The 18,665-nt window shown below is 65.3% G+C and carries 15 protein-coding genes; 2 read left to right on the top strand and 13 right to left on the bottom strand.

Annotated elements, in window-relative coordinates:
• Nucleotide 1 precedes the first annotated feature (1 nt).
• The 9 genes from ACQW02_RS05685 to ACQW02_RS05645 all read right to left on the bottom strand — a co-directional run bounded on the left by ACQW02_RS05685 (nucleotide 2) and on the right by ACQW02_RS05645 (nucleotide 9,936).
• Nucleotides 2-790 carry an enoyl-CoA hydratase/isomerase family protein gene (locus ACQW02_RS05685; RefSeq protein WP_431284303.1) on the bottom strand — a complete coding sequence of 263 codons (789 nt, stop codon included), beginning with the start codon at nucleotides 788-790 and terminating at the stop codon, nucleotides 2-4.
• Nucleotides 783-1,895 carry an acyl-CoA dehydrogenase family protein gene (locus ACQW02_RS05680; RefSeq protein ID WP_431284302.1) on the bottom strand — a complete coding sequence of 371 codons (1,113 nt, stop codon included), beginning with the start codon at nucleotides 1,893-1,895 and terminating at the stop codon, nucleotides 783-785. Before ACQW02_RS05680 ends, ACQW02_RS05685 begins: the two co-directional genes overlap by 8 nt.
• 30 nt (nucleotides 1,896-1,925) lie before the next feature.
• Entirely contained in the window at nucleotides 1,926-2,582 is a 657-nt protein-coding gene (locus tag ACQW02_RS05675; RefSeq protein WP_431284301.1) for a 3-oxoacid CoA-transferase subunit B, read from the bottom strand.
• 1 nt (nucleotide 2,583) lies between these two features.
• Nucleotides 2,584-3,273 carry a 3-oxoacid CoA-transferase subunit A gene (locus tag ACQW02_RS05670; protein ID WP_431284300.1) on the bottom strand — a complete coding sequence of 230 codons (690 nt, stop codon included), beginning with the start codon at nucleotides 3,271-3,273 and terminating at the stop codon, nucleotides 2,584-2,586.
• Nucleotides 3,274-3,338: 65 nt separating this feature from the next.
• A complete protein-coding gene (locus ACQW02_RS05665) occupies nucleotides 3,339-4,205 on the bottom strand; it encodes a MaoC/PaaZ C-terminal domain-containing protein (RefSeq protein ID WP_431284299.1) in 867 nt (288 codons plus the stop codon).
• Nucleotides 4,189-6,345 (bottom strand): acetate--CoA ligase family protein, encoded by a 2,157-nt coding sequence (locus tag ACQW02_RS05660; RefSeq protein ID WP_431284298.1) that lies wholly within the window; start codon nucleotides 6,343-6,345, stop codon nucleotides 4,189-4,191. The genes ACQW02_RS05665 and ACQW02_RS05660 overlap by 17 nt, the downstream gene beginning before the upstream one ends.
• Nucleotides 6,346-6,654: 309 nt before the next feature.
• The gene (locus ACQW02_RS05655) at nucleotides 6,655-7,818 is read right to left on the bottom strand and encodes a transglycosylase SLT domain-containing protein (protein ID WP_431284297.1); all 1,164 of its coding nucleotides are present in this window, start codon (nucleotides 7,816-7,818) and stop codon (nucleotides 6,655-6,657) included.
• A gap of 595 nt (nucleotides 7,819-8,413) precedes the next feature.
• The gene (locus tag ACQW02_RS05650) at nucleotides 8,414-8,584 is read right to left on the bottom strand and encodes a hypothetical protein (RefSeq protein ID WP_431284296.1); all 171 of its coding nucleotides are present in this window, start codon (nucleotides 8,582-8,584) and stop codon (nucleotides 8,414-8,416) included.
• A gap of 56 nt (nucleotides 8,585-8,640) precedes the next feature.
• The gene (locus tag ACQW02_RS05645; protein WP_431284295.1) at nucleotides 8,641-9,936 is read right to left on the bottom strand and encodes a hemolysin family protein; all 1,296 of its coding nucleotides are present in this window, start codon (nucleotides 9,934-9,936) and stop codon (nucleotides 8,641-8,643) included.
• A gap of 182 nt (nucleotides 9,937-10,118) precedes the next feature.
• Here ACQW02_RS05645 and ACQW02_RS05640 point away from each other — a divergent pair, with 182 nt between their 5' ends.
• Together ACQW02_RS05640 and ACQW02_RS05635 are read left to right on the top strand one after the other, a co-directional pair.
• Entirely contained in the window at nucleotides 10,119-12,779 is a 2,661-nt protein-coding gene (locus tag ACQW02_RS05640) for a glycosyltransferase (RefSeq protein WP_431284294.1), read from the top strand.
• Between the two features lie 182 nt (nucleotides 12,780-12,961).
• Complete coding sequence (locus ACQW02_RS05635; RefSeq protein ID WP_431284293.1) at nucleotides 12,962-13,231, top strand: hypothetical protein; 270 nt, start codon at nucleotides 12,962-12,964, stop codon at nucleotides 13,229-13,231.
• Between the two features lie 410 nt (nucleotides 13,232-13,641).
• On the opposite strand, the gene ACQW02_RS05630 is transcribed toward ACQW02_RS05635, so the two are convergent.
• From ACQW02_RS05630 to ACQW02_RS05615, 4 genes are all read right to left on the bottom strand, one after another.
• Nucleotides 13,642-14,214 (bottom strand): GNAT family N-acetyltransferase, encoded by a 573-nt coding sequence (locus ACQW02_RS05630; RefSeq protein WP_431284292.1) that lies wholly within the window; start codon nucleotides 14,212-14,214, stop codon nucleotides 13,642-13,644.
• 1 nt (nucleotide 14,215) lies between these two features.
• Nucleotides 14,216-16,174 (bottom strand): RNA polymerase sigma factor RpoD, encoded by a 1,959-nt coding sequence (gene rpoD / locus ACQW02_RS05625; RefSeq protein ID WP_431284291.1) that lies wholly within the window; start codon nucleotides 16,172-16,174, stop codon nucleotides 14,216-14,218.
• Between the two features lie 91 nt (nucleotides 16,175-16,265).
• Entirely contained in the window at nucleotides 16,266-18,113 is a 1,848-nt protein-coding gene (dnaG, locus tag ACQW02_RS05620; RefSeq protein WP_431284290.1) for a DNA primase, read from the bottom strand.
• A 35-nt stretch (nucleotides 18,114-18,148) separates the two neighbouring features.
• Nucleotides 18,149-18,604, bottom strand: coding sequence for a GatB/YqeY domain-containing protein (locus ACQW02_RS05615; RefSeq protein WP_431284289.1), 456 nt, complete (start codon nucleotides 18,602-18,604; stop codon nucleotides 18,149-18,151).
• Nucleotides 18,605-18,665: the final 61 nt, after the last annotated feature.

Here is an 18,665-nt window from a genome sequence, read left to right as displayed (position 1 = left end):
CTTAGTCTCCGGTAAAACGCGGCGGACGCTTGGCCATGAAGGCCTCACGACCTTCGGCATGGTCGGCCGACAGAAACAGCATGGTTTGGTAGTGGCGTTCGGTCTCCAGCGCCCGGTCCAGGCCATCGGCGAGTAGCGCCTTGGTCAGTGCCATCGGGAGAGGCGCCTGCTCCGCGAGGAAGCGCGCCTTTTCCAACGCCGCAGGCAGAGCCTGCCCCTTGGGTACGACAGCATCGACAAGGCCGATCCGCTCTGCCTCAGGCGTCTTGATCTGGTTGCCGTAAAGCAGAATTTGGCGCGCCCGACCAAAGCCGACACGCCCTGGAAGGGTGAAAGGCAGCCCCAGATCCGGCATCAGCCCGACCTTACCAAACCCGGCCATGAAGGTTGCATCCTCGGCCGCGACGATCGTGTCACAGGCGCACGCCACCGAAAGGCCCGCACCAACGCACCACCCCTCCACGGCCGCGACCACCGGCGTCTTCCCGGTCAGCAGGAGGCGAATGACCCGGTGAACCCTACGTAGCCGCTCTCGCCCGCTAGCGCCGGACACCACATTCATCCCTGAAATATCGCCTCCCGCACTGAAGACGCCTTCACTGCCCGTCAGCACGATCGCCCGAATTCCAGCATCACCCTCGACGCGGTCCAGGATCTCCGCCAACCGCTCCCGCAACGGTAGCGCCAGGGCGTTGCGCCGGGCGGGATAGTCCATCGTCAAGGTCAGGACGGCCCCGGACTGCTCCTCGACAATCCGCATCCGGTCAGCAGGGAGTGGGGCGTCAGTCATCTGCGGTCTCCGGCGCTGCGGCCATGAAGGCGCGGCGGTGCAGCGCTGCGCCACCGAACTGGTTCGCCAGCACCATGGCTTTGCGGAGGTAGAGCCCAATATCGTGCTCGTCCGTGTACCCGATGCCGCCATGCAGCTGAATGGCCTGGCGCGTGACCAGCATCGATGCTTCCGCGGCCCGCGCCTTGGCACGCGCGATGACGGCAGTTCGATGCGGTCCGACAGCCCCTGCATCAAGCGTCGCCGCCGCCGCCTCGACCGAGGCACGGGTGAGCGCAATCTGTATTTTTAAATCAGCGGCGCGGTGCTGCAGCGTCTGAAAGGCGCCGATCGCGCGCCCGAATTGGGTACGCGTCTTCAAATAGTCGAGCGTCATGGCAAAGGCGCGATCCATCACACCAAGCAGCATCGCGGCGGTCCCGAGAGCGGCCTCGCCGAGACCGATCGCCAGAACCGCGGAAGCGTCGTCCATCACCTTCACGCCACCATGGGGACGTAGGGTGCCGAAGCTGCCACCATCCTGCGTAAATTCCAGCGCAAGGTCGGCGCCGTCCGCGGACTGAAGGTAGAGGGCGAGCCCCGCGCCTTCGCGCACTGGCACCAGAAAATGCGAAGCACCGCCCGCCATTGGCAGAAAAAGCCTGGGGGCGCCGTGGGTTCCCGGGACGTCCAAGGTATTGGCACGCTCTTGCCAAGCGGTCAGGACAAGTGCCTTGCCACCCAGCACCGCCGCCAGTGCCTCGCCCGCCTCCCCGCTGCCACGCAGGCTGTCGGCATGGGCCAAGGCCGCAGCCAGCAGACTGGCTGAAAGCGCCGATGCGACGAAAGGCTCCGGCACCAGCCCGGAACCGAGCGCCTCCGCCAGCGCGCAAAACTCACCCATGCCGAGACCGGCACCGCCCGCATCTTCCGGCACCCGCAGGCCCGTCCAGCCGAGGCTGCCCATTTCCGCCCAGACCGCCGGATCAAAGCAGGGCGCCTTGAACCGCCAGCCTCGGATACGCTTAAGATCGCCGCCGGACGGGGCTACGGCGGCGGCGCTGTCGCGAATAAGGCGAATGCTTTCCGCCCGCTCATCATCGCTCGTGGCCATGTTATGGCTCATTCTCGTCGTTTCCCCGTTCCGCGCGCTCAATCAGTCAGGCAGATGAAGTTTGGCGCCTGTGCGCTCCTGGAGCCAGTCGAAGGTGACCCCAGGTGCCATTTCTTGAAGCAGGAAACCCTGCGGTGCCACATCGATGACCGCCAGATTTGTGTAGATCCGCGTGACAGCACGCAAGGCAGTCAGCGGGTAGGAACAGGACCGAACGAGCTTCGGCCGCCCGTCCTTGGTCGTATGCTCCAACACGACCCACAACCGCTTGGCGCCGGCCGCCAGATCCATGGCGCCACCAACGGCCGGTGCCATTTCATTGTCGCTCGTGGCCCAGTTCGCGAGATCTCCATTTTCTGCGACCTCGTAACCACCAAGAACACACAGATCGATGTGTCCTCCCCGGATCAACGAAAAACTATCAGCGTGGTGGACATAGGACCCGCCGGTTCGCAGGGTGATGTAAGCCTTGGAGGCGTTGATGAGCCACGGTTCAATATCAGCCTTGGCTGGCGCAGGCCCGACGCCCAGCACGCCATTCTCGGACTGGAAAATCACCTCCCGCTCTTCCGGGACGTGATCGGCGACCATCGTTGGGATGCCAATGCCAAGATTGACGCACCACCCCTCGGGGATGTCGGACGCCACGCGGGCCGCCATCTGTTTGCGGGTGAGTAGGACAGGAGCAGATGCGTTCATGTCACTTCCCCTCAATCGCTGGATCCCCGTAGGGAATGTGCAAAACGCGATTCACGTAGACGCCAGGCGTCACGACATGCTCGGGGTCGATATCACCGAGCGCACGAATATGCTGCGCCTGAACGATCGTCAGGTCAGCCGCGGTCGCTACGACCGGATTGAAGTTCCGACCGGCCTGGCGGAACGTGAGATTCCCCCAGCGATCCGCTTCCCAGGCCTCGACCAGCGCCACGTCTCCACGCAACGCGGTTTCCAGAACCACGGGGCGGCCGCCAATTTCACGCTGCTCTTTGCCTTGCGCTAGCAGGGTGCCCGCCGCGGTGGGCGTGAAGAAAGCGGGAATGCCGGCACCCGCGGCACGCATGCGCTCCGCCATGGTGCCCTGCGGACATATCTCGAGTTCCAGTTTGCCCGCTTTGTAAAGTTCTTCGAAAACGACGGATCCCGCGCTGCGCGGATAGGAGCAGATGATCTTCCGTACCCGCCCCAGCTCCATCAGCTTGGCCAGTCCCTCACGCCCCGCTCCGGCGTTGTTGGAGACGATGGTGAGGTCGGATGCCCCCTGCTCGATCAAGCCGTCGATCAGCGCGTTCGGCGTGCCCACATGACCAAATCCGCCAAGAAGGACGATGCTTCCATCCTTGATGCCAGCCAACGCCTCGGCCATCGACTGGACGATCTTGTTGATCACCGGCTTGTCCCCCCACGCTAAGTCGCTCTGCCGAAATAATCCCGCGATCGCCGCAGGTCCAGCGGTCAGGCCGCGAAGCGGAAACGCCCATTGCTGATGACCACACGGTCGCGCTCCACCACACGGGCCCGGAAGGCAGCGCCGCCGTCCTGATGCCAGATTTCCGTGCGGATGGTTTCGCCAGGGTACACCGGCGAGGAGAACCTGAGGTCCATCGAGCCAAAGCGTGACGGTTCGCCCCCGCAGATCGACCTCACCAATCCGTGGCAGACCACCCCAAACGTGCACAAGCCATGCAGGATGGGCCGTTCGAACCCGGCGCGTGTCGCGGTCGCAGGATCAATGTGTAGAGGATTGAAGTCGCCATTCAAGCGATAGATCAGCGCCTGTTCGGGCCGGGTGGCCAAATCGATCGACAGGTCAGGCGCCTGATCAGGCTCCGGATGAGGCGCCTTCACAGGTCCAGCAGCGCCGCCGAATCCACCGTCGCCTCGAAGAAAGGTTGTGCTTGTCAGGGTGGCGAATGGGTCACCAGTCTGGGCATCCAGCACGGCGCGCTCGGAATACATCAGCGCCCCCTTACCCTCGCCGCGATCGACAAGGCCGGTGATACGCGTCCGTCCCAGAACGGTCCCGGTCACGGGAAGGGGGCGATGGATGATCAATCCTTGCTCGCCATGAACCAGGCGCACGGCATCGACGCCCGTAGCCGGATCGCCAAGCCAGAAGCCTGGATATCCCAGCACGACCGCCATTGAAGGAAGGGCGATCAGCTGCCGTTCATCCAGGAACCTCAGCTCGCCCTGATCGAGGGGATCATGTCCGACCCCCACCGAAAGGGCGTAGAGGATCACGTCCTTCGCCGTGAGGCTCTGATGCACGTCAGGAACAGGCCAGTTCAGCAGCCTCTGCGGATCAATCGGCACAATCATCTCCCTCGAGTTCAATGACCGCGTCCGCGGCCCAGGCGCCTTGCCCGGCAGGCAGCACCAGCATGGGATTGATGTCGATACCCAGAAGTCGTGGGCCTGCGGCGACCGCGAGACGCGACAACGCCGCAAGCGCCTGTGCCAATGCGGCCACATCCGCGACCGATCGCCCTCGGGCCCCGTCCAGAAGGGGAAAGCCACGCAACGAACGGATCATCGCCCGAGCTGCCGCCTCGTCAAAGGGGCAGCGTCGAAATGCCACATCCTTCAGCACCTCGATGAAAATCCCACCGAGCCCCACCATCGCAATGGGGCCGAAAACCGGGTCCCTTAGAATGCCCATGGCGATTTCTACGCCACCGTCAACCTGCCGAGCCACCAGCACGCCGTCCAGCCTCGCCTCAGGGGCGCCAGCTCTTGCTCGGGCCATAAGCGTTGCGAAGCCCTCGCGCACGGCATTGGCGTCACCGACGCCGAGCATGACGCCCCCGATTTCCGATTTATGCAGAATGTCCGAGGAGACAATTTTCAACACCACGGGGAAGCCGATCCGCTCCGCGGCGGAGGCGGCCGCTGCGGCATCCTCGCACGCCACCTCTGGCACAACGGAAATGCCGGCCTCCGCGAGGATTCGTTTTGCCTGAACCTCGTTCATAGGCGTTGATGGCAGCGCTATCGCGGCGATCGCGGGCGATGGCGCGACGCATTCGGCGAAAGCGTCGCCAAAGCGGCCCATCGCGGCAATTGCGACGGTCGCTCGTGTCGGATCCTCGAAGCACAGAAAGCCGTCCGCCTCGTATTCGACGATTCGTTCAGGCGGCGCCACCACGGAAAGTATCCAAAGTCTTTCGGGATAGTCGTCGCGCACCGCCTTCAACTGGCGGCGCAGTGCGGGCGCGACGGACATCGACGCCCCGACCTGCGTAAAAAACGCAAGCACGGACGTGTAGCCACCATCGCGCACTAGGCTGCGGGCAAAGGCCCCAACCATCGACATGTCGTTAAAAACCTGCGCGGTGCAGTCAACTGGGTTGCGCGGACTACTAAAGGGGATCAATTCGCGCAAAGCTGCCTGGGCGATAACAGGCATCGGTGGCATCGGCAGCGCAAATTCCTCGGCGGCGTCCGAAATCAATACGCCCGCGCCGCCAGAAATAGTCACAACGCCCAGCGTGTTCGATACCGGATAGATGCGGGGGGTCGCCGCGTAGGCGATATCGAGCAACTCCTCAGTTGAACGAGCACGAACCACTCCAGCTTCGCGCAGGATCGCGTTTGTCACCGCATCATCGCCCGCGACCGATGCCGTGTGGCTTCTGGCCGCAGCGCCGCCCAGTTCGCTGTGCCCGACCTTCATCATCACCACGGGCTTGCGATTGGCGCGTGCCAAAGCCAAGGCATCGAGAAAATTCGCGCCACCCCGGATGCCCTCCGCATAGGCCATGATGACGTCGACCTCGGGAGCAGTCGCCATCCAGCCGATTGCGTCGCCCAGGCTGACGTCAGCTTCGTTGCCCGTGGTGATCAAGATCGGCGACCCCATCCTACGGTCGCGCGCAATAGAAAAAAGATGAGTCCCATAGGCACCAGACTGGCTCGCAATACCAACCCGACCACCGTTGACACTGGATAGTTTTGCCCAGCCATTTTCAAAACTGCTGGAGAAAATTGGATAGTAACCAATGGCGGCATTGAACAAACCGAGGCAGTTCGGCCCAAGCATACGCATGCCATGCCGGCGCGCGATGGACACAAGCTCTGCTTGCGCTTCGGCGCCACTGGCGTCGACCTCGGCGTAGCCGGCCGTGAACACGATGGCTGATTTGCAGCCGAGGGTGCCGAGATCCTCAAGCGCTTGCGCGGCAAACTGGCCCGGGACCGCCACGATGGCGACGTCAGGCACCTGCGGCAAGGCCGCGACGCTGCTGAATGCCGGCAGCCCCTGCACGATCTGCCGCTTTGGATTAACGGGCAGAATGGAGCCCTTGAACTTCTGATCGATCATATAAGCGATCGGCCGGCCACCGATGCGCACTGGATCGTCGGATGCGCCGATGATTGCCACAGAGCTCGGCCTGATGAGCGGGTCGAGCGAGGCAAAACGATGCCGACCACCTTCGCCAGGCATTGCGTGGTTCAGCATGACGTTGCCTCAGTGTTTCTCCCAGGTCATGTCTGCCCCTTATGGTGAGGCCAGACAATACCCGCATCGCAACCCAATTGACGGCTTCGACATTCGGCAAGCGAACTTCTATGCTTTCAGAAGATCAACATCGAACGAATAGAGAATCGATTGACGATCATGGCGTCAAAAAAACAGCACCCCGGGTGCGAGAATAATAAACAACCACAGGTAGCCCATCGCGATCATGCGGGCAAAATGCCACCATCAAAAATCGTGACATTTTGCCTATTATGAAAATGATCTACGGGTAGAAAATTCGAAGAAACATCACCCTTCCGGATTGACAACAATACAATTCCCGCGGCCGCGGAGACGCTCACAGGTCTGCGCCGCACCTTCGCGAGACAACCCGGTCACCCGCGCCCGCCAAAGTGTTACCCGACCTTGGGCGACGGGCATGACAACGGGCCGTGCGTTCGCCTGCCCCACCGCGTCTCGCGCTGCAGTGGCAGCGCCTCTGGCCTGCTGCTCGGACGAAAACGCCCCAACCTGGACAGCCCAAGCCCCCACTGGCGCGGCCGCCGCCCGAAGGCCGCCAGGCAAGGTACCCGCCGAGGCCTGAGGCACGAGGGTCAATGTACGAGACGCAGTCGCTGGCGGAGGAACAGACGCCAGCGCGACCCTCGGGGCACCGGACGCCGGCCTTCCGGCCTGGGGCGCCGTCGCCTGTGGCATGGCACCTTGTGATGCGAATGTAGGGGCCGCCCCACGGCGCGCCGCTGCAACCGGATCGCGGACAGCGGTAACCGGGGGTGCAAGTGTCGTGACCTCTACGTGGGAACTCGGCTGCGGCAAGAAGTCTCCAGGACTCACGATCGGATCCATCCGCGTGACCGGCCCGCCATCAAGCGATGCTATCTGAACGCGATCACCACCCGTTGCCGCCGGCGGAGGAAGGTCATTGATCGCATAGGTACTTCCGTCAGGAATCGGCTCCATCCGAACGACAGGTCCCGGGGGCAGGCTGGCGACTTGCACGACGGTCTCCGCTCGCGACCGCTGCTCGCGTAGCGCCATGAGCGTCCCGGCATCCATGCGACGCGGCCCAGCGGGAATCGACAGAGGAATTTCCGCCGCCGCGTAGATCTCGGGCGCCGCGCGACGATTCGGGCGCGCATCGACGATCCGCGGCCCGATGCGCGCGACGTAGTTCCTTGTTTCAGCCGGCAAACCCCGACCACTCCAGAGGTAGTCCTCCAGCCTGCGCGGCCCCGCGTTGTAGGCGGCAAGGAATGCCGGATTTCCATAGAGATCGTACATCTGCCGCAGATAGGCCGTCCCAGCCATGATGCTGTCCCAGGGATGGTAGGGATCGCTGCCAAGTCCGTGCCTGGAACGAAGTTCAGCATAGGTTCCTGGCATGACCTGCATCAGGCCCATGGCACCAACGGGGCTGGTCGCTGAAACACGCCCACCGCTTTCTTGGCGCATGACCTCGCGTATCCAACGCTGCGGGACGTCGAAGCGCTGCGATGCCTCGGAGATGTATGGCCCCCAAGGATCACCCGGCGGGCCAGGTGGGTCGTAAGAGGTCGGCCGCGCGGCGCCAACGGAGTAAACTGGAGCCTGGCGCGGTGTACCGCAGGCAGCGAGCAGAAGAAGTCCGCCCACCAAGCCCAAGCGGAAGCCAGAGCGCATAAAAACGTGAAATCGCAACGGCGACATCCCCTAGTCTCCGGCGGTTGGCGCAAGATCAGCGCAGAAATGTCTCTTCAGCCGCAGTTCAAACACGTGCCACCCCCCGGCGAAGCGTGCATGAATGCGCCTGAGGCTTCGAGACCTCTTCGCTCTCTCGCACCGCAGGAGTATCCGATGCGGGCGGTGGGCCGCAAGTACGATCGTCGACTGTAACATAGGAGCAGGTCTCCAGGCTGCCCGGCCCCTGAGTTCCCATGGCGTGGGCAGACGGATCGCGGTGCGGAGTTCCTCGCCGAACAGGCAAACCGCTGAACGGCTAGGTTGCGCGGGCACCCGCCTCTACAGCCCTCCATGGCCCTGCGCGCGCCCAAATGGCGCGCCATGCGGCCTATGGCCACATCGGCCAGCCCGCGGCAGGTCTTGGTCTTATCGCCCACTTTATCGTCCAGTCGCGCACCATCTCGCGGCTCGACGCGTCGTCGTCACCGGCCATCGCGCCTTTGACTGCGGCGACCATGTCGGGTGGCAGCGTGATGGTCACGCGCGCGATGTTGAACACGGCCGGCCCACGCCGGGGCTTCGTAGCTTGATGCGGCCTCAAGGGGTGTGACAACCCTACCCCACCACCGCCTCATCCCGCATCGCCAAGACCTTATCCACCCGCCGCCCATCCATATCCACGACCTCGAATCGCCACCCCGCCCAGGCAATCCGGTCGCCCTCCTTCGGCACCCGGCGCAACAGCGCCAGCATCAGCCCCGCAACGGTGTGGTAGGTCCCCTCACCCGGCAGATCCGGCAGATCGAGGCGCGCCTTCAACTCATCCGACGGCATCTTGCCATCCAACAGCAGGCTGCCGTCATGGCGCTTCACTGCGACGCCCTGTGCCGCGGCCTCTGTCTCGTCCAACTCACCGACGATCGCCTCCAGCAGGTCAGAGGCGGTCACGATGCCCTCGAACGACCCATATTCATCCATCACCAGGGCCAGCCCAATCGGGTCGTCGCGCAGCCGCTCCAGCGCATCCAGCGCCGACAGCGTGTCCGGCAGCACGATCGGCTGGCGCAGCCCGCGGGCCAATGACAGAGGCGCGCCTTCCAGCATCTGGTCCAACAAATCCTTGGCGGCGACCACGCCGACCACATTGTCCACCCGCCCATCGGCCACGACGAAGCGTGTCCGGCCCGCCTGGCGCAGGGCCGCGGCAATGTCGTTGGGCGACCCGGTGCGGTCGATCCACGCGACATCGGTGCGCGGTGTCATCAACGCGCGCACCGGCTTGTCCGCCAGGCGCAGCAGGCGTTCGATCATGTGGCGTTCGCTGTGGTCCAGCGCCCCATGTTCGGCGCCCTCGGCCAGGACGGCCTTGACCTCATCCTCCGTCACCTGGGTCTCGTGCGGGCGATGCGCGCCCAACAGCCGCAGCACCGCACCCGACGACACCGACAGCAGCCAGACCACGGGTGCCGCGGCACGCGACAGCGCCGACATCGGCCGCGCCATCAGCACCGCAATCTGCTCCGGTGCCCTCAGCGCCAGTTGCTTGGGCACCAATTCGCCCAGGATCAGCGACAGGAAGGTGATCATCACCACGACCAGGGTCAGCGCCGCCTCCTGCGCATACTGGCCGATGACCGGTTCCAGCAGCGGCGCCAGGGTCGCCGCCACCCGCGCGCCACCAAAGGCACCGGCCAAGACGCCGATCAGCGTGATTCCGACCTGCACGGTCGGCAGGAAGCGCTGCGGCTCCTCCGAAAGGCGCAGGGCCACCGCGGCCCCCACACTGCCCCGCCGCGCCATGGCCTGCAGCCGCCCGCGTCGGGCCGAAACGATGGCCAGTTCGCTCATGGCGAAGGCGCCGTTGAGCAATACCATCAGGAGGATCAGCGCGAGTTCGAAAAGCATGGTCATCCGTTCTCTCCACCGACGGCTGGATGCCGCGCGGGGTCGCATTCCCGCCTCAAATGGCCCCGATGCCACGAAAACACCATGCGCGCCGCAACAAGACCCCATTCCGATCCGGCAACCGCCGCGATGGGATGCCGTTATGCGCCTGACCCCGAGACGTGACGCGGGGCAGGAGCGACCCCGCGATGAACGCGATGACCCGTATCCGGACGCCGATGACCCGGCGTCTGGCGAACCCTGGCACTCTCGCCGTCCTGGCGCTGGTTGGGCTGGCGCATCTGGCCCTGTGGTGGGGGCTGAACCGCCCCGTGCCCCTGCCCGATTTCACCGGGCCAGTGGCGGGCCTGGCCTTCGCGCCGTACCAGCGCGGCCAGTCGGCCGAAACCGGCACCGGGCCATCGGCCGAACAGATCACGTCCGACCTACGCCACATCGCGCCCATGACGCGCCGCATCCGCACCTACGGCGTCGAGGGCACCCTCGGGCAAATCCCGACGCTCGCGCAGGGGCTGGACCTGCGCGTGACCCTGGGCGCCTGGCTCGACACCCGCCCCGACCACAACGCCGCCGAAATCCGCCGCCTAGTCACCATCGCGCGCGCAAACCGCAACGTCGATCGCGTGCTGGTCGGCAACGAAGCCGTGCTGCGCCGGGACCAGACCCCCGCGCAGATCATCGCCGCCATGGCCAGCGTCCGCGCGCAGATCCGCCAGCCCGTCTCGACCGCCGAGCCCTGGCACGTCTGGCTCGACCATCCCGAACTCGGCCAGGCCGCGGATTTCATCACCATCCACCTCCTCCCCTACTGGGAAGGCCTGTCGGCCGAGGACGCCAACCGCTTCATCATGGAAAAGCTCGACGCCGTGCGCGCCCGCTTCCCTGGCAAGCAGGTGGTGATCGGCGAGGTCGGCTGGCCGTCCGACGGCCGCGACATCCGCGACGCCCGCGCCAGCATCGTCAACCAGGCCGCCTTCCTGCGCCGCTTCTTCATCGAGGCGCAGGACCGCCGGCTCGACTACTTCGTCATGGAAGCCTTCGACCAGCCGTGGAAGACGGCCTTCGAAGGCCGCGCGGCCGGCTACTGGGGCATGTTCGACCTGGACCGCCAGCCCAAGTGGCCGCTGACGGGCGCCGTGTCGGAAACCCCCGGCTGGGCGCCCTGGGCCGCCGGCAGCACGCTGTTGGCCAGCCTGCTCGGCGGGTTGTTCCTCTCGCGCCGACCGGACATCCGCCTGACCGGCAAGGTCTTGTTCGCGGCCCTGGTGCAGGCTTTCATCACCTCCATCGCGGTCGTACTGCTGGCGATGTCCGACACCTACCTGTCCTGGTCGGCCGCCGCCGTGTGGTTGGCGCTGATCGCCGGCCAGGGCCTGCTGCTACTGCTTCTGGTGGGTGATTCCTTCGAACTCGCCGAAACCGTTTTCGGCACGCGCTGGACGCGCCGCTTCCCCGCCCTGCCCGCGCCCGCCGGCACGCGCCAGCCAAAGGTCTCGTTGCACATCGCCATCTGCAACGAACCGCCGGAGATGGTGGCGCAGACGCTGAACGCCCTGGCCGCGCTGGACTACGCCAACTTCGAAGTCCTGGTCATCGACAACAACACGACCGACCCGCGCCTATGGGAGCCGGTGGAGCGCCATTGCCTCCGGCTGGGCCAAAAGTTCCGCTTCTTCCACCTGGGCAAATACCCGGGCTTCAAGGCCGGCGCGCTCAACTTCGGCCTGCGCCAGACGGCGCCGGATGCCGAGATCATCGGCGTGCTCGACAGCGACTACCTGGCCAACCCCGACTGGCTGGCCCGCATGGTGCCCTTCTTCCAGAACCCCGAGGTCGGCTTCACCCAGTCGCCGCAGGATTATCGCGACGGCAGCGAAAGCGCCTTCAAGCGCATGATGTTCTGGGAATACGCGGGTTTCTTCCGCGCCGGCATGGTCACGCGCAACGAACGCGACGCGATCATCCAGCACGGCACCATGACGCTGATCCGCGCCGCCGCGCTGCGCGATGCCAAGGGGTGGGCGGAATGGACGATCTGCGAGGACAGCGAACTCGGCCTGCGCCTGATGCGTGCCGGCTGGAAGGCCGTCTACGTGCCCGACAGCATGGGCCGCGGCGTGATGCCCGATGATTTCGCCGCCTATCGCAAGCAGCGTTTCCGCTGGGCGCAGGGTGCGGTGCAGATCGTGAAGGGCCATGCCGGCGCGCTGTTCAACCCCTTCAACCGCGATCTGACCCGCGGCCAGCGCTGGCATTTCGTGATGGGCTGGATGCCCTGGTTCGGCGATGCGCTGGGCCTGGCCTTCGTCGCCGGCAGCCTCGCCTGGTCGGCGGGTCTGATCTTTGCCCCGGTGCGGACGGACTTCCCGATCCTGCTGTTCATGTTGCCGTCGCTGGGGCTCTTCGCCTTCAAGCTGGTGCAGCTTTGGATGCTCTACGCTGCGCGGGTGGAATGCGGGGCCTGGGACCGGCTGGGCGCCGCGCTGGGCGGGCTGTCGCTGACGCATACCATCGGGAAAGCCGTCTGGATGGGGCTGATCCACCGCCGCGCGACCTTCTTCCGCACCCCCAAGATGGCTGATGCACCGGCCCTGGTGCAGGGGCTGGTCATGGTGCGGGAAGAGTTGGGCATTCTAGCCCTCCTCTGGGCCGCGATCCTGGGCGTGACCTTGGTCCATGGCGGCGCGACGTGGGAGGCAGCGCTGTGGACCGTGGTGCTCGGGGTGCAATCGATCCCCTACCTGGCCGCGGTTGGGGTCAGCCTGCTGGCGGTGATGCCGGCCAAGACCAAGGCGGTGCCGGTGGCGCATCCAGCGCGGGCTTTCGGCAGGGCTCGCGAAATCGCGTGACCACGATGCGCTGGGCGGGGCAGCGGCTCCGCCCAGCTGCTACCTCTGTCGGGCTGCCGGCCCGCCTGTTCTGGCCTTCGCCCTCGGCGGTATTTTATTCCGATTTAGCAATATTAACCATTTAGAGACGTCTGCCTCCCGTCACGGTAGCCTTCGGTTCACACTTGCCGAAGGAGCAGGCCATGTCCGACGCGACCATCCTCAGCTTCCCCAAAATCCCGCAGGACCGCCTGCGTATCGCTCTGCGGAAGCTGGAAGCGGCGCTGGCCGAACAAGCCGAGGCAGTAGCGGCATTGCGTGGCGAAATCGGCGCGCTGAAGGAAGCGACACAGGGCTTGCAGAAAGGCTTCGCAGAATACCAGGAAAGCTTGGCCGATTGCGCCGTAGCGGTGCATGGGGCGCGAGAAGCGCAGGAGAAGATTGTGCGGACGCTCGAAGGGGCCGCAGCGTAAAACGCGGACAAGGGTACGCAATGACCGAAACCGAGAAACAGTCCCTATTGCGGTCATTCGCCCTCGATGCGCGACTGCGGGATCGTCGATTTTCGGGATGTACTGGCGGGTAACACGTATGAGTGCGCCGACCCGCATGTTGTCGAGGTGGGTTCGAAGCTGCGGGCAGGACTTCATGACGTAGGCCGGCGACGACAACGGCGACAGGACCCGTTCGATGCCGGATGGGCAAATACTGGTCCAGGTCTACGGGATGATAAGAATGGCGGCCTGACGACAGGCTGAATGCAGCTTAGCCGGGCCGTCACACGGTCCGGCGGTACGGACCAATCCGGTCGCTATCGTCCCTAAGCCGCGTTCCACCTGTTCGCCAAAACTCACATCTCAACGACCAACGAGCGGATCCCGACCTACAGTCCAGCCGGGATCTTCATCCCCAGCCGCACCGGAATCGGCCAAACCTCGCTGACAGTGCGTATCCGCTCGAAGCCTGCCGCAAAATACCCCGGCAGCGCGCGTGGATGATCAGCGGTGCAGGTGTTCACCGTCAGGAACCGGCAACCCTCGGCCCAGGCCGATGCCACCGCATGGTCCAGGAACGCCCGCCCCAGGCCCTGGCCGATGGCGACGGGCAGCAGCCCGAAATAGGCGATGTTGATGCTGCGGCCCGACCGGCGTTCCAACTCGTAGAAGCCAACCGGCTGGCCGCCGCGGTACAGCACATGGATGGAGATGGCCGGATGGCCAATGGCAGCGGCGAGTTCGCCATCCGGCGCCACCCGCCGCATCCACCACAGATGCGCCGCCCCGACTGTATCATACAGGAAGCGGTAGAAGGGCACCGAACAGTCCCGCACCCGCGTCACGCGGCACCCGGCCGGCAAAGCCTCCCCCGCGGTGGCCGGCGCCTGGTCCATGCGCAGGAAGGTGACGTCCACCGTCACTTCCCGCACCTCCTCGATCTGATGGACCCGGGCGGACATGTCAGGTTTCGAGGAAGCTGCGCAGTTTGCGGCTACGGCTTGGGTGCTTGAGCTTCCGAAGCGCCTTGGCCTCGATCTGGCGGATGCGCTCGCGCGTCACGTTGAACTGCTGGCCGACCTCTTCCAGCGTGTGGTCGGTGTTCATGCCGATGCCGAAACGCATCCGCAGCACGCGCTCCTCGCGCGGCGTCAGCGACGACAGCACGCGGGTGGTGGCCTCACGCAGGTTCGACTGGATCGCCGCTTCCAGCGGGATGATCGCCGCCTTGTCCTCGATGAAGTCACCGAGGTGGCTGTCCTCCTCGTCCCCGATCGGGGTTTCGAGGCTGATCGGCTCCTTGGCGATCTTCAGGACCTTGCGGACCTTTTCCAGCGGCATGCCGAGTTTCTCGGCCAGTTCCTCCGGCTGCGGTTCGCGGCCGATCTCGTGCAGCATCTGGCGCGACGTGCGGACCAGCTTGTTGATCGTCTCGATCATATGGACCGGGATGCGGATGGTCCGCGCCTGGTCGGCGATGCTGCGCGTGATCGCCTGGCGGATCCACCAGGTCGCATAGGTGCTGAACTTGTAGCCGCGGCGGTATTCGAACTTATCGACCGCCTTCATCAACCCGATGTTGCCTTCCTGGATCAGGTCGAGGAATTGCAGGCCGCGGTTGGTGTATTTCTTGGCGATGGAGATCACCAGGCGCAGGTTCGCCTCGATCATCTCCTTCTTCGCCTGCGTCATGTCGCGTTCGCCGCGGCTGATGACCGCGTGGACGCGCTTGAACTCGACCACCGGCAAGCCGGCCTCGGCCGAGACCTTGGTGATTTCGGCGCGGACCAATTCGACGTCCGGGCGGGCCTTGGCGACGAAGGTCTTCCAGGCCTTGCCCGGCAGCTTCTCCAGCCGTTCGAACCAGGCCGGGTCCAGCTCGCTGCCGCGCCACTGGGCAACAAAATCTTCCTGCTTGACCTTCTGGGCGATGGCCAGGCGCAGCACCTGCCCCTCCAGCACCGTCATGCGACGGTTCAGGCCCTTGAGGTGATCGACCAGTTCCTCGATGCGGTTGTTGTGCAGGTGGACCTTCTGGACCAGTTGGACCAACTCGACGCGCAGCTTTTCGTAGGCCTTCTCGCTCCGGCCGGCCAATTCGCCGCCGGCGGTATAGGCGTCCATACGCTTGGACGACATCTTGGCCAGGCGACCGTAGATCTCGGAAATCGCCTCGAAGGCGGCCAAGGCTTCCGGCTTCAGCTTAGCTTCCAGCGCCGACAGCGACAGGCCGACGCCCTCGCCTTCCTCGCCTTCCTCGAACTCCTCCGGCTCCGGCGGCGCGCCCTCGGGCATGTCGGCGTTGTTGGTGGCTTCAAGGTCGATGACGTCACGCAGCAGCATCTTGGCCGGGACCAGGATGTTGCCCTTGTCGTCGCGCTTTTCCTTCAACGATTCATACCACCGCAGGATCGCCTGGAAGGTCAGCGGGCTTTCGCAGAGCCCGCCGATCATCATGTCGCGGCCGGCCTCGATCCGCTTGGCGATGGCGATTTCGCCCTCGCGGCTCAGCAGTTCGACCGAGCCCATCTCGCGCAGGTACATGCGCACCGGATCGTCGGTGCGGCCCATCGTCTCTTCGTTGACGTTGCCGGCGGGGCTGTCCTCGTCCTCGGCCTCTTCCTTTTCCTCGGCCGGCTTCTTTTCGGCCGCGGCCGGGGCATCCCCGTCCTCGGCTTCCTCATTCTCGATCACGTTGATGCCGCCTTCCGACAGCATCGCCATGGTGTCCTCGATGAGCTCAGAGGAGACCTGTTCGGACGGCAGCGCCTGGTTCAGCTCGTCATAGGTGACGTAGCCGCGCTCCTTGCCACGGGCGACCAGCTTCTTCACCGCGGCCGTCAGCGTGTCGAGCATCACCGTTTCGACCGCCTCATCGCGGGTCTCGATCGTCTCGGTGCCGCCCGCCGCTTTCGTCGCCATGCCGATCCGCTCCGTCTCTCATGTCAGGGGAAAAATACCCCCCTATTAATAGTGAACACGCCACCTAGGCTGCCGGGGAAGCCTGACGCCGTCAGGCGTCCTCCTCGTCCCCGCCAAAACCCTCACCGCCAAACAGGGCCACCTGCGCGCGCCGCAGCCCCAATATCTTGGCCAACGCCTGCTTCTGCACCTGCTCAGCGCCCGAGGGCGCCAAATCAAAATCTCGCTCGGCCGCCTTGAGCGCCGCTTGTATCTCGCCACGCCCCTGCAGGAGCCCAAGCCAATGCCAGAACGCCGAAAAAGCCTCGGCCGGTTGCGCATCCGCCAAGACTTCGGCCGGCAGGCCTGCACGCGACATCGTTGCCGCGGCATCGCCGGCAAGCCCGAGGTCCGTCAAGTGGGCGAGGACTCGCCCCGGGTCAAGGACATCCAGCGTGGCATGCCATGCGAGCAAGGCGGGGCGGAGTCGCGCGGCGGGGCCGTCGGGCAGGTCGAGGCCAGCCAGAGCCTCCTCCACATCGGGTAAAAGGGTCGGGTGGTGCAGCAGCAGGGCGACCAGGCAACGGGCCTGTTCCTGGCGGGTCGCAGCCTCAGAGATGACCGGCCGGGCCGGCATGTCCCAGACACGGGTGGACGGGCCGAAGCGGTTGTTGCGCGCGCGCGCGGCGCGCGGCTGAAAGGCCGGCCTGGGCGGGCGAAGCCGCTGCTTGAATTCCTCGCGGAATTGGTGGGCCAGGCCCTTGTCCGCGATCGAGGCGGCAAACTCGAACAGCCGCCTCTCGCGGGCCGCGGCTGGCCCGGGCCCCGTTCCCGGGTGTTCGGCCTGGACCAGGCGAAACAGCACTGCCTCGATTGGTTCGGACGTATCCAGTACGCGCCGAAAGGCTTCGGGGCCGCCCTTGCCGATCAAGGTGTCCGGGTCTTCGCCCGCCGGCAGGGTGGCGAAGCGCAGCAGCTTTTCCGGGGTTAGCGCCGGCAGGGCTGTCTCGGCGGCACGGGCGGCGGCGCGTTGGCCGGCGGTATCGCCGTCGAAACACAGCACCGGCTCGGGCGCCATGCGCCAGAGTTCGGCCATCTGCTCTTCGGTCAGCGCCGTACCAAGGGGGGCCACCGCGCCACCAAACCCCGCCTGGTGCAGGGCGATGACGTCCATGTAGCCTTCGGCCACCAGCAACCTGGCGCCTTCATGCACCGCGATACGGGCGCGATCGTGGCCATAGAGGTTGCGCCGCTTTGAAAACAGCGCCGTCTCGGGGCTGTTGATGTACTTGGGCTTTCCATCACCCAGCACCCGGCCACCGAAGGCGATCAGCCGGGCGCGACGGTCGCGGATGGGGAACATCACCCGGTTCCAGAAAGCTTCGCGCAGCGGCTTGCCGTCCTCGGCCGGTTTCAGCAGGCCGCAATCCAGCAGCTGGTCGGTGGTGATGCCGCTGTCGCGCAGGTCGGCGACGAGCGAACCACGGCCGGGGCCAGACCAGCCGAGACCGAAGCCGCGGATGGTGTCCTCGGTCAGGCCGCGGCGGTGCAGGTAGTCCAGCGCTGCGCGGCCTTCCGGCAGACGCAGACGGCGGCCAAAAGTCTCGCTGGCGGCTTCCATGACAGCAAAAAGGTCGCGGGCGCGGGATTCGCGGACAACATCCTCGCGCGAGGCTTTCGGCACCTCCATGCCAGCTTCCGAGGCCAGGCGCTCGACCGCTTCGGGGAAGGTCGCGCCCTCGGTCCGCATGACGAAGGCGATGGCATCGCCATGGGCGCCGCAGCCGAAACAGTGAAAACCGTCCTCATAAACGTAAAATGACGGCGATTTTTCATTGTGGAACGGGCAGCACCCTTTCCACTGGCGCCCGGATTTGGCCAGGCGCACACGTCGCCCAACCAGGGCGGGCATGGCGACGCGAGCGCGCAGCGCGTCCATGAAGGCGGGCGGCAAAGTCATTCGGCGGGGTGTCTAGCACGGCCACCCAGCGATTTTCATCCGCCGAGGCGTTGCTTCACCAGCGGCCCGGCCCGGCCCATGTCCAGCGCCACGCCGTGGGCGGCCTTCAGTGCCGCCATCACCTTGCCCATGTCCTTGGGCGTGGTGGCGCCGGACGCGACCACGGCAGCATCGACCGCGGCAGCCAGGGCGGCATCGTCCATCTGCTGCGGCAGATAGGCCTCGATCACCGCGATCTCGGCCTCTTCCTTGGCGGCGAGTTCCGGACGGTTGCCCTGGCGGTAAAGTTCGACCGCTTCTCGACGACTCTTGACCATGCCGCGAAACACGGCGGTGAGTGCGGTATCATCCAGCGGCGGCGCGGGCCGGGCGGCGATGTCGGCGTCCTTGATCTTGGCAGTGATCATGCGAAGCGTACCCACGCGTTCGGCCTCGCGGGCCAGCATGGCGGTCTTGAGGTCGGCGGTCAGCCGGGCGCGTGTGTCGGTCATGGACGTTTCTTGGCATGGCCGGAGCCGATTGGGAAGTGATTTACCACTGGGACCCACTGCT

The organism is Humitalea sp. 24SJ18S-53 (genome assembly GCF_050632385.1).
In the GTDB taxonomy this organism is placed as follows: Bacteria; Pseudomonadota; Alphaproteobacteria; order Acetobacterales; family Acetobacteraceae; genus Humitalea.
Note: the sequence above shows the minus strand (reverse complement) of the source record. Positions and strands in the feature narration are given on the sequence as shown.

Excerpts from the sequence above, each read along its gene's own strand:
- ACQW02_RS05645 (WP_431284295.1), bottom strand. The coding sequence starts at position 9,936 with ATGACCATGCTTTTCGAACTCGCGCTGATCCTCCTGATGGTATTGCTC.
- ACQW02_RS05615 (WP_431284289.1), bottom strand. The coding sequence starts at position 18,604 with ATGACCGACACACGCGCCCGGCTGACCGCCGACCTCAAGACCGCCATG.
- ACQW02_RS05685 (WP_431284303.1), bottom strand. The coding sequence starts at position 790 with ATGACTGACGCCCCACTCCCTGCTGACCGGATGCGGATTGTCGAGGAG.
- rpoD (WP_431284291.1), bottom strand. The coding sequence starts at position 16,174 with ATGGCGACGAAAGCGGCGGGCGGCACCGAGACGATCGAGACCCGCGAT.
- ACQW02_RS05665 (WP_431284299.1), bottom strand. The coding sequence starts at position 4,205 with ATGATTGTGCCGATTGATCCGCAGAGGCTGCTGAACTGGCCTGTTCCT.
- ACQW02_RS05640 (WP_431284294.1), top strand. The coding sequence starts at position 10,119 with ATGAACGCGATGACCCGTATCCGGACGCCGATGACCCGGCGTCTGGCG.
- ACQW02_RS05630 (WP_431284292.1), bottom strand. The coding sequence starts at position 14,214 with ATGTCCGCCCGGGTCCATCAGATCGAGGAGGTGCGGGAAGTGACGGTG.
- ACQW02_RS05635 (WP_431284293.1), top strand. The coding sequence starts at position 12,962 with ATGTCCGACGCGACCATCCTCAGCTTCCCCAAAATCCCGCAGGACCGC.
- ACQW02_RS05675 (WP_431284301.1), bottom strand. The coding sequence starts at position 2,582 with ATGAACGCATCTGCTCCTGTCCTACTCACCCGCAAACAGATGGCGGCC.
- ACQW02_RS05680 (WP_431284302.1), bottom strand. The coding sequence starts at position 1,895 with ATGAGCCATAACATGGCCACGAGCGATGATGAGCGGGCGGAAAGCATT.
- ACQW02_RS05655 (WP_431284297.1), bottom strand. The coding sequence starts at position 7,818 with ATGCGCCAAGAAAGCGGTGGGCGTGTTTCAGCGACCAGCCCCGTTGGT.
- ACQW02_RS05660 (WP_431284298.1), bottom strand. The coding sequence starts at position 6,345 with ATGCTGAACCACGCAATGCCTGGCGAAGGTGGTCGGCATCGTTTTGCC.
- dnaG (WP_431284290.1), bottom strand. The coding sequence starts at position 18,113 with ATGACTTTGCCGCCCGCCTTCATGGACGCGCTGCGCGCTCGCGTCGCC.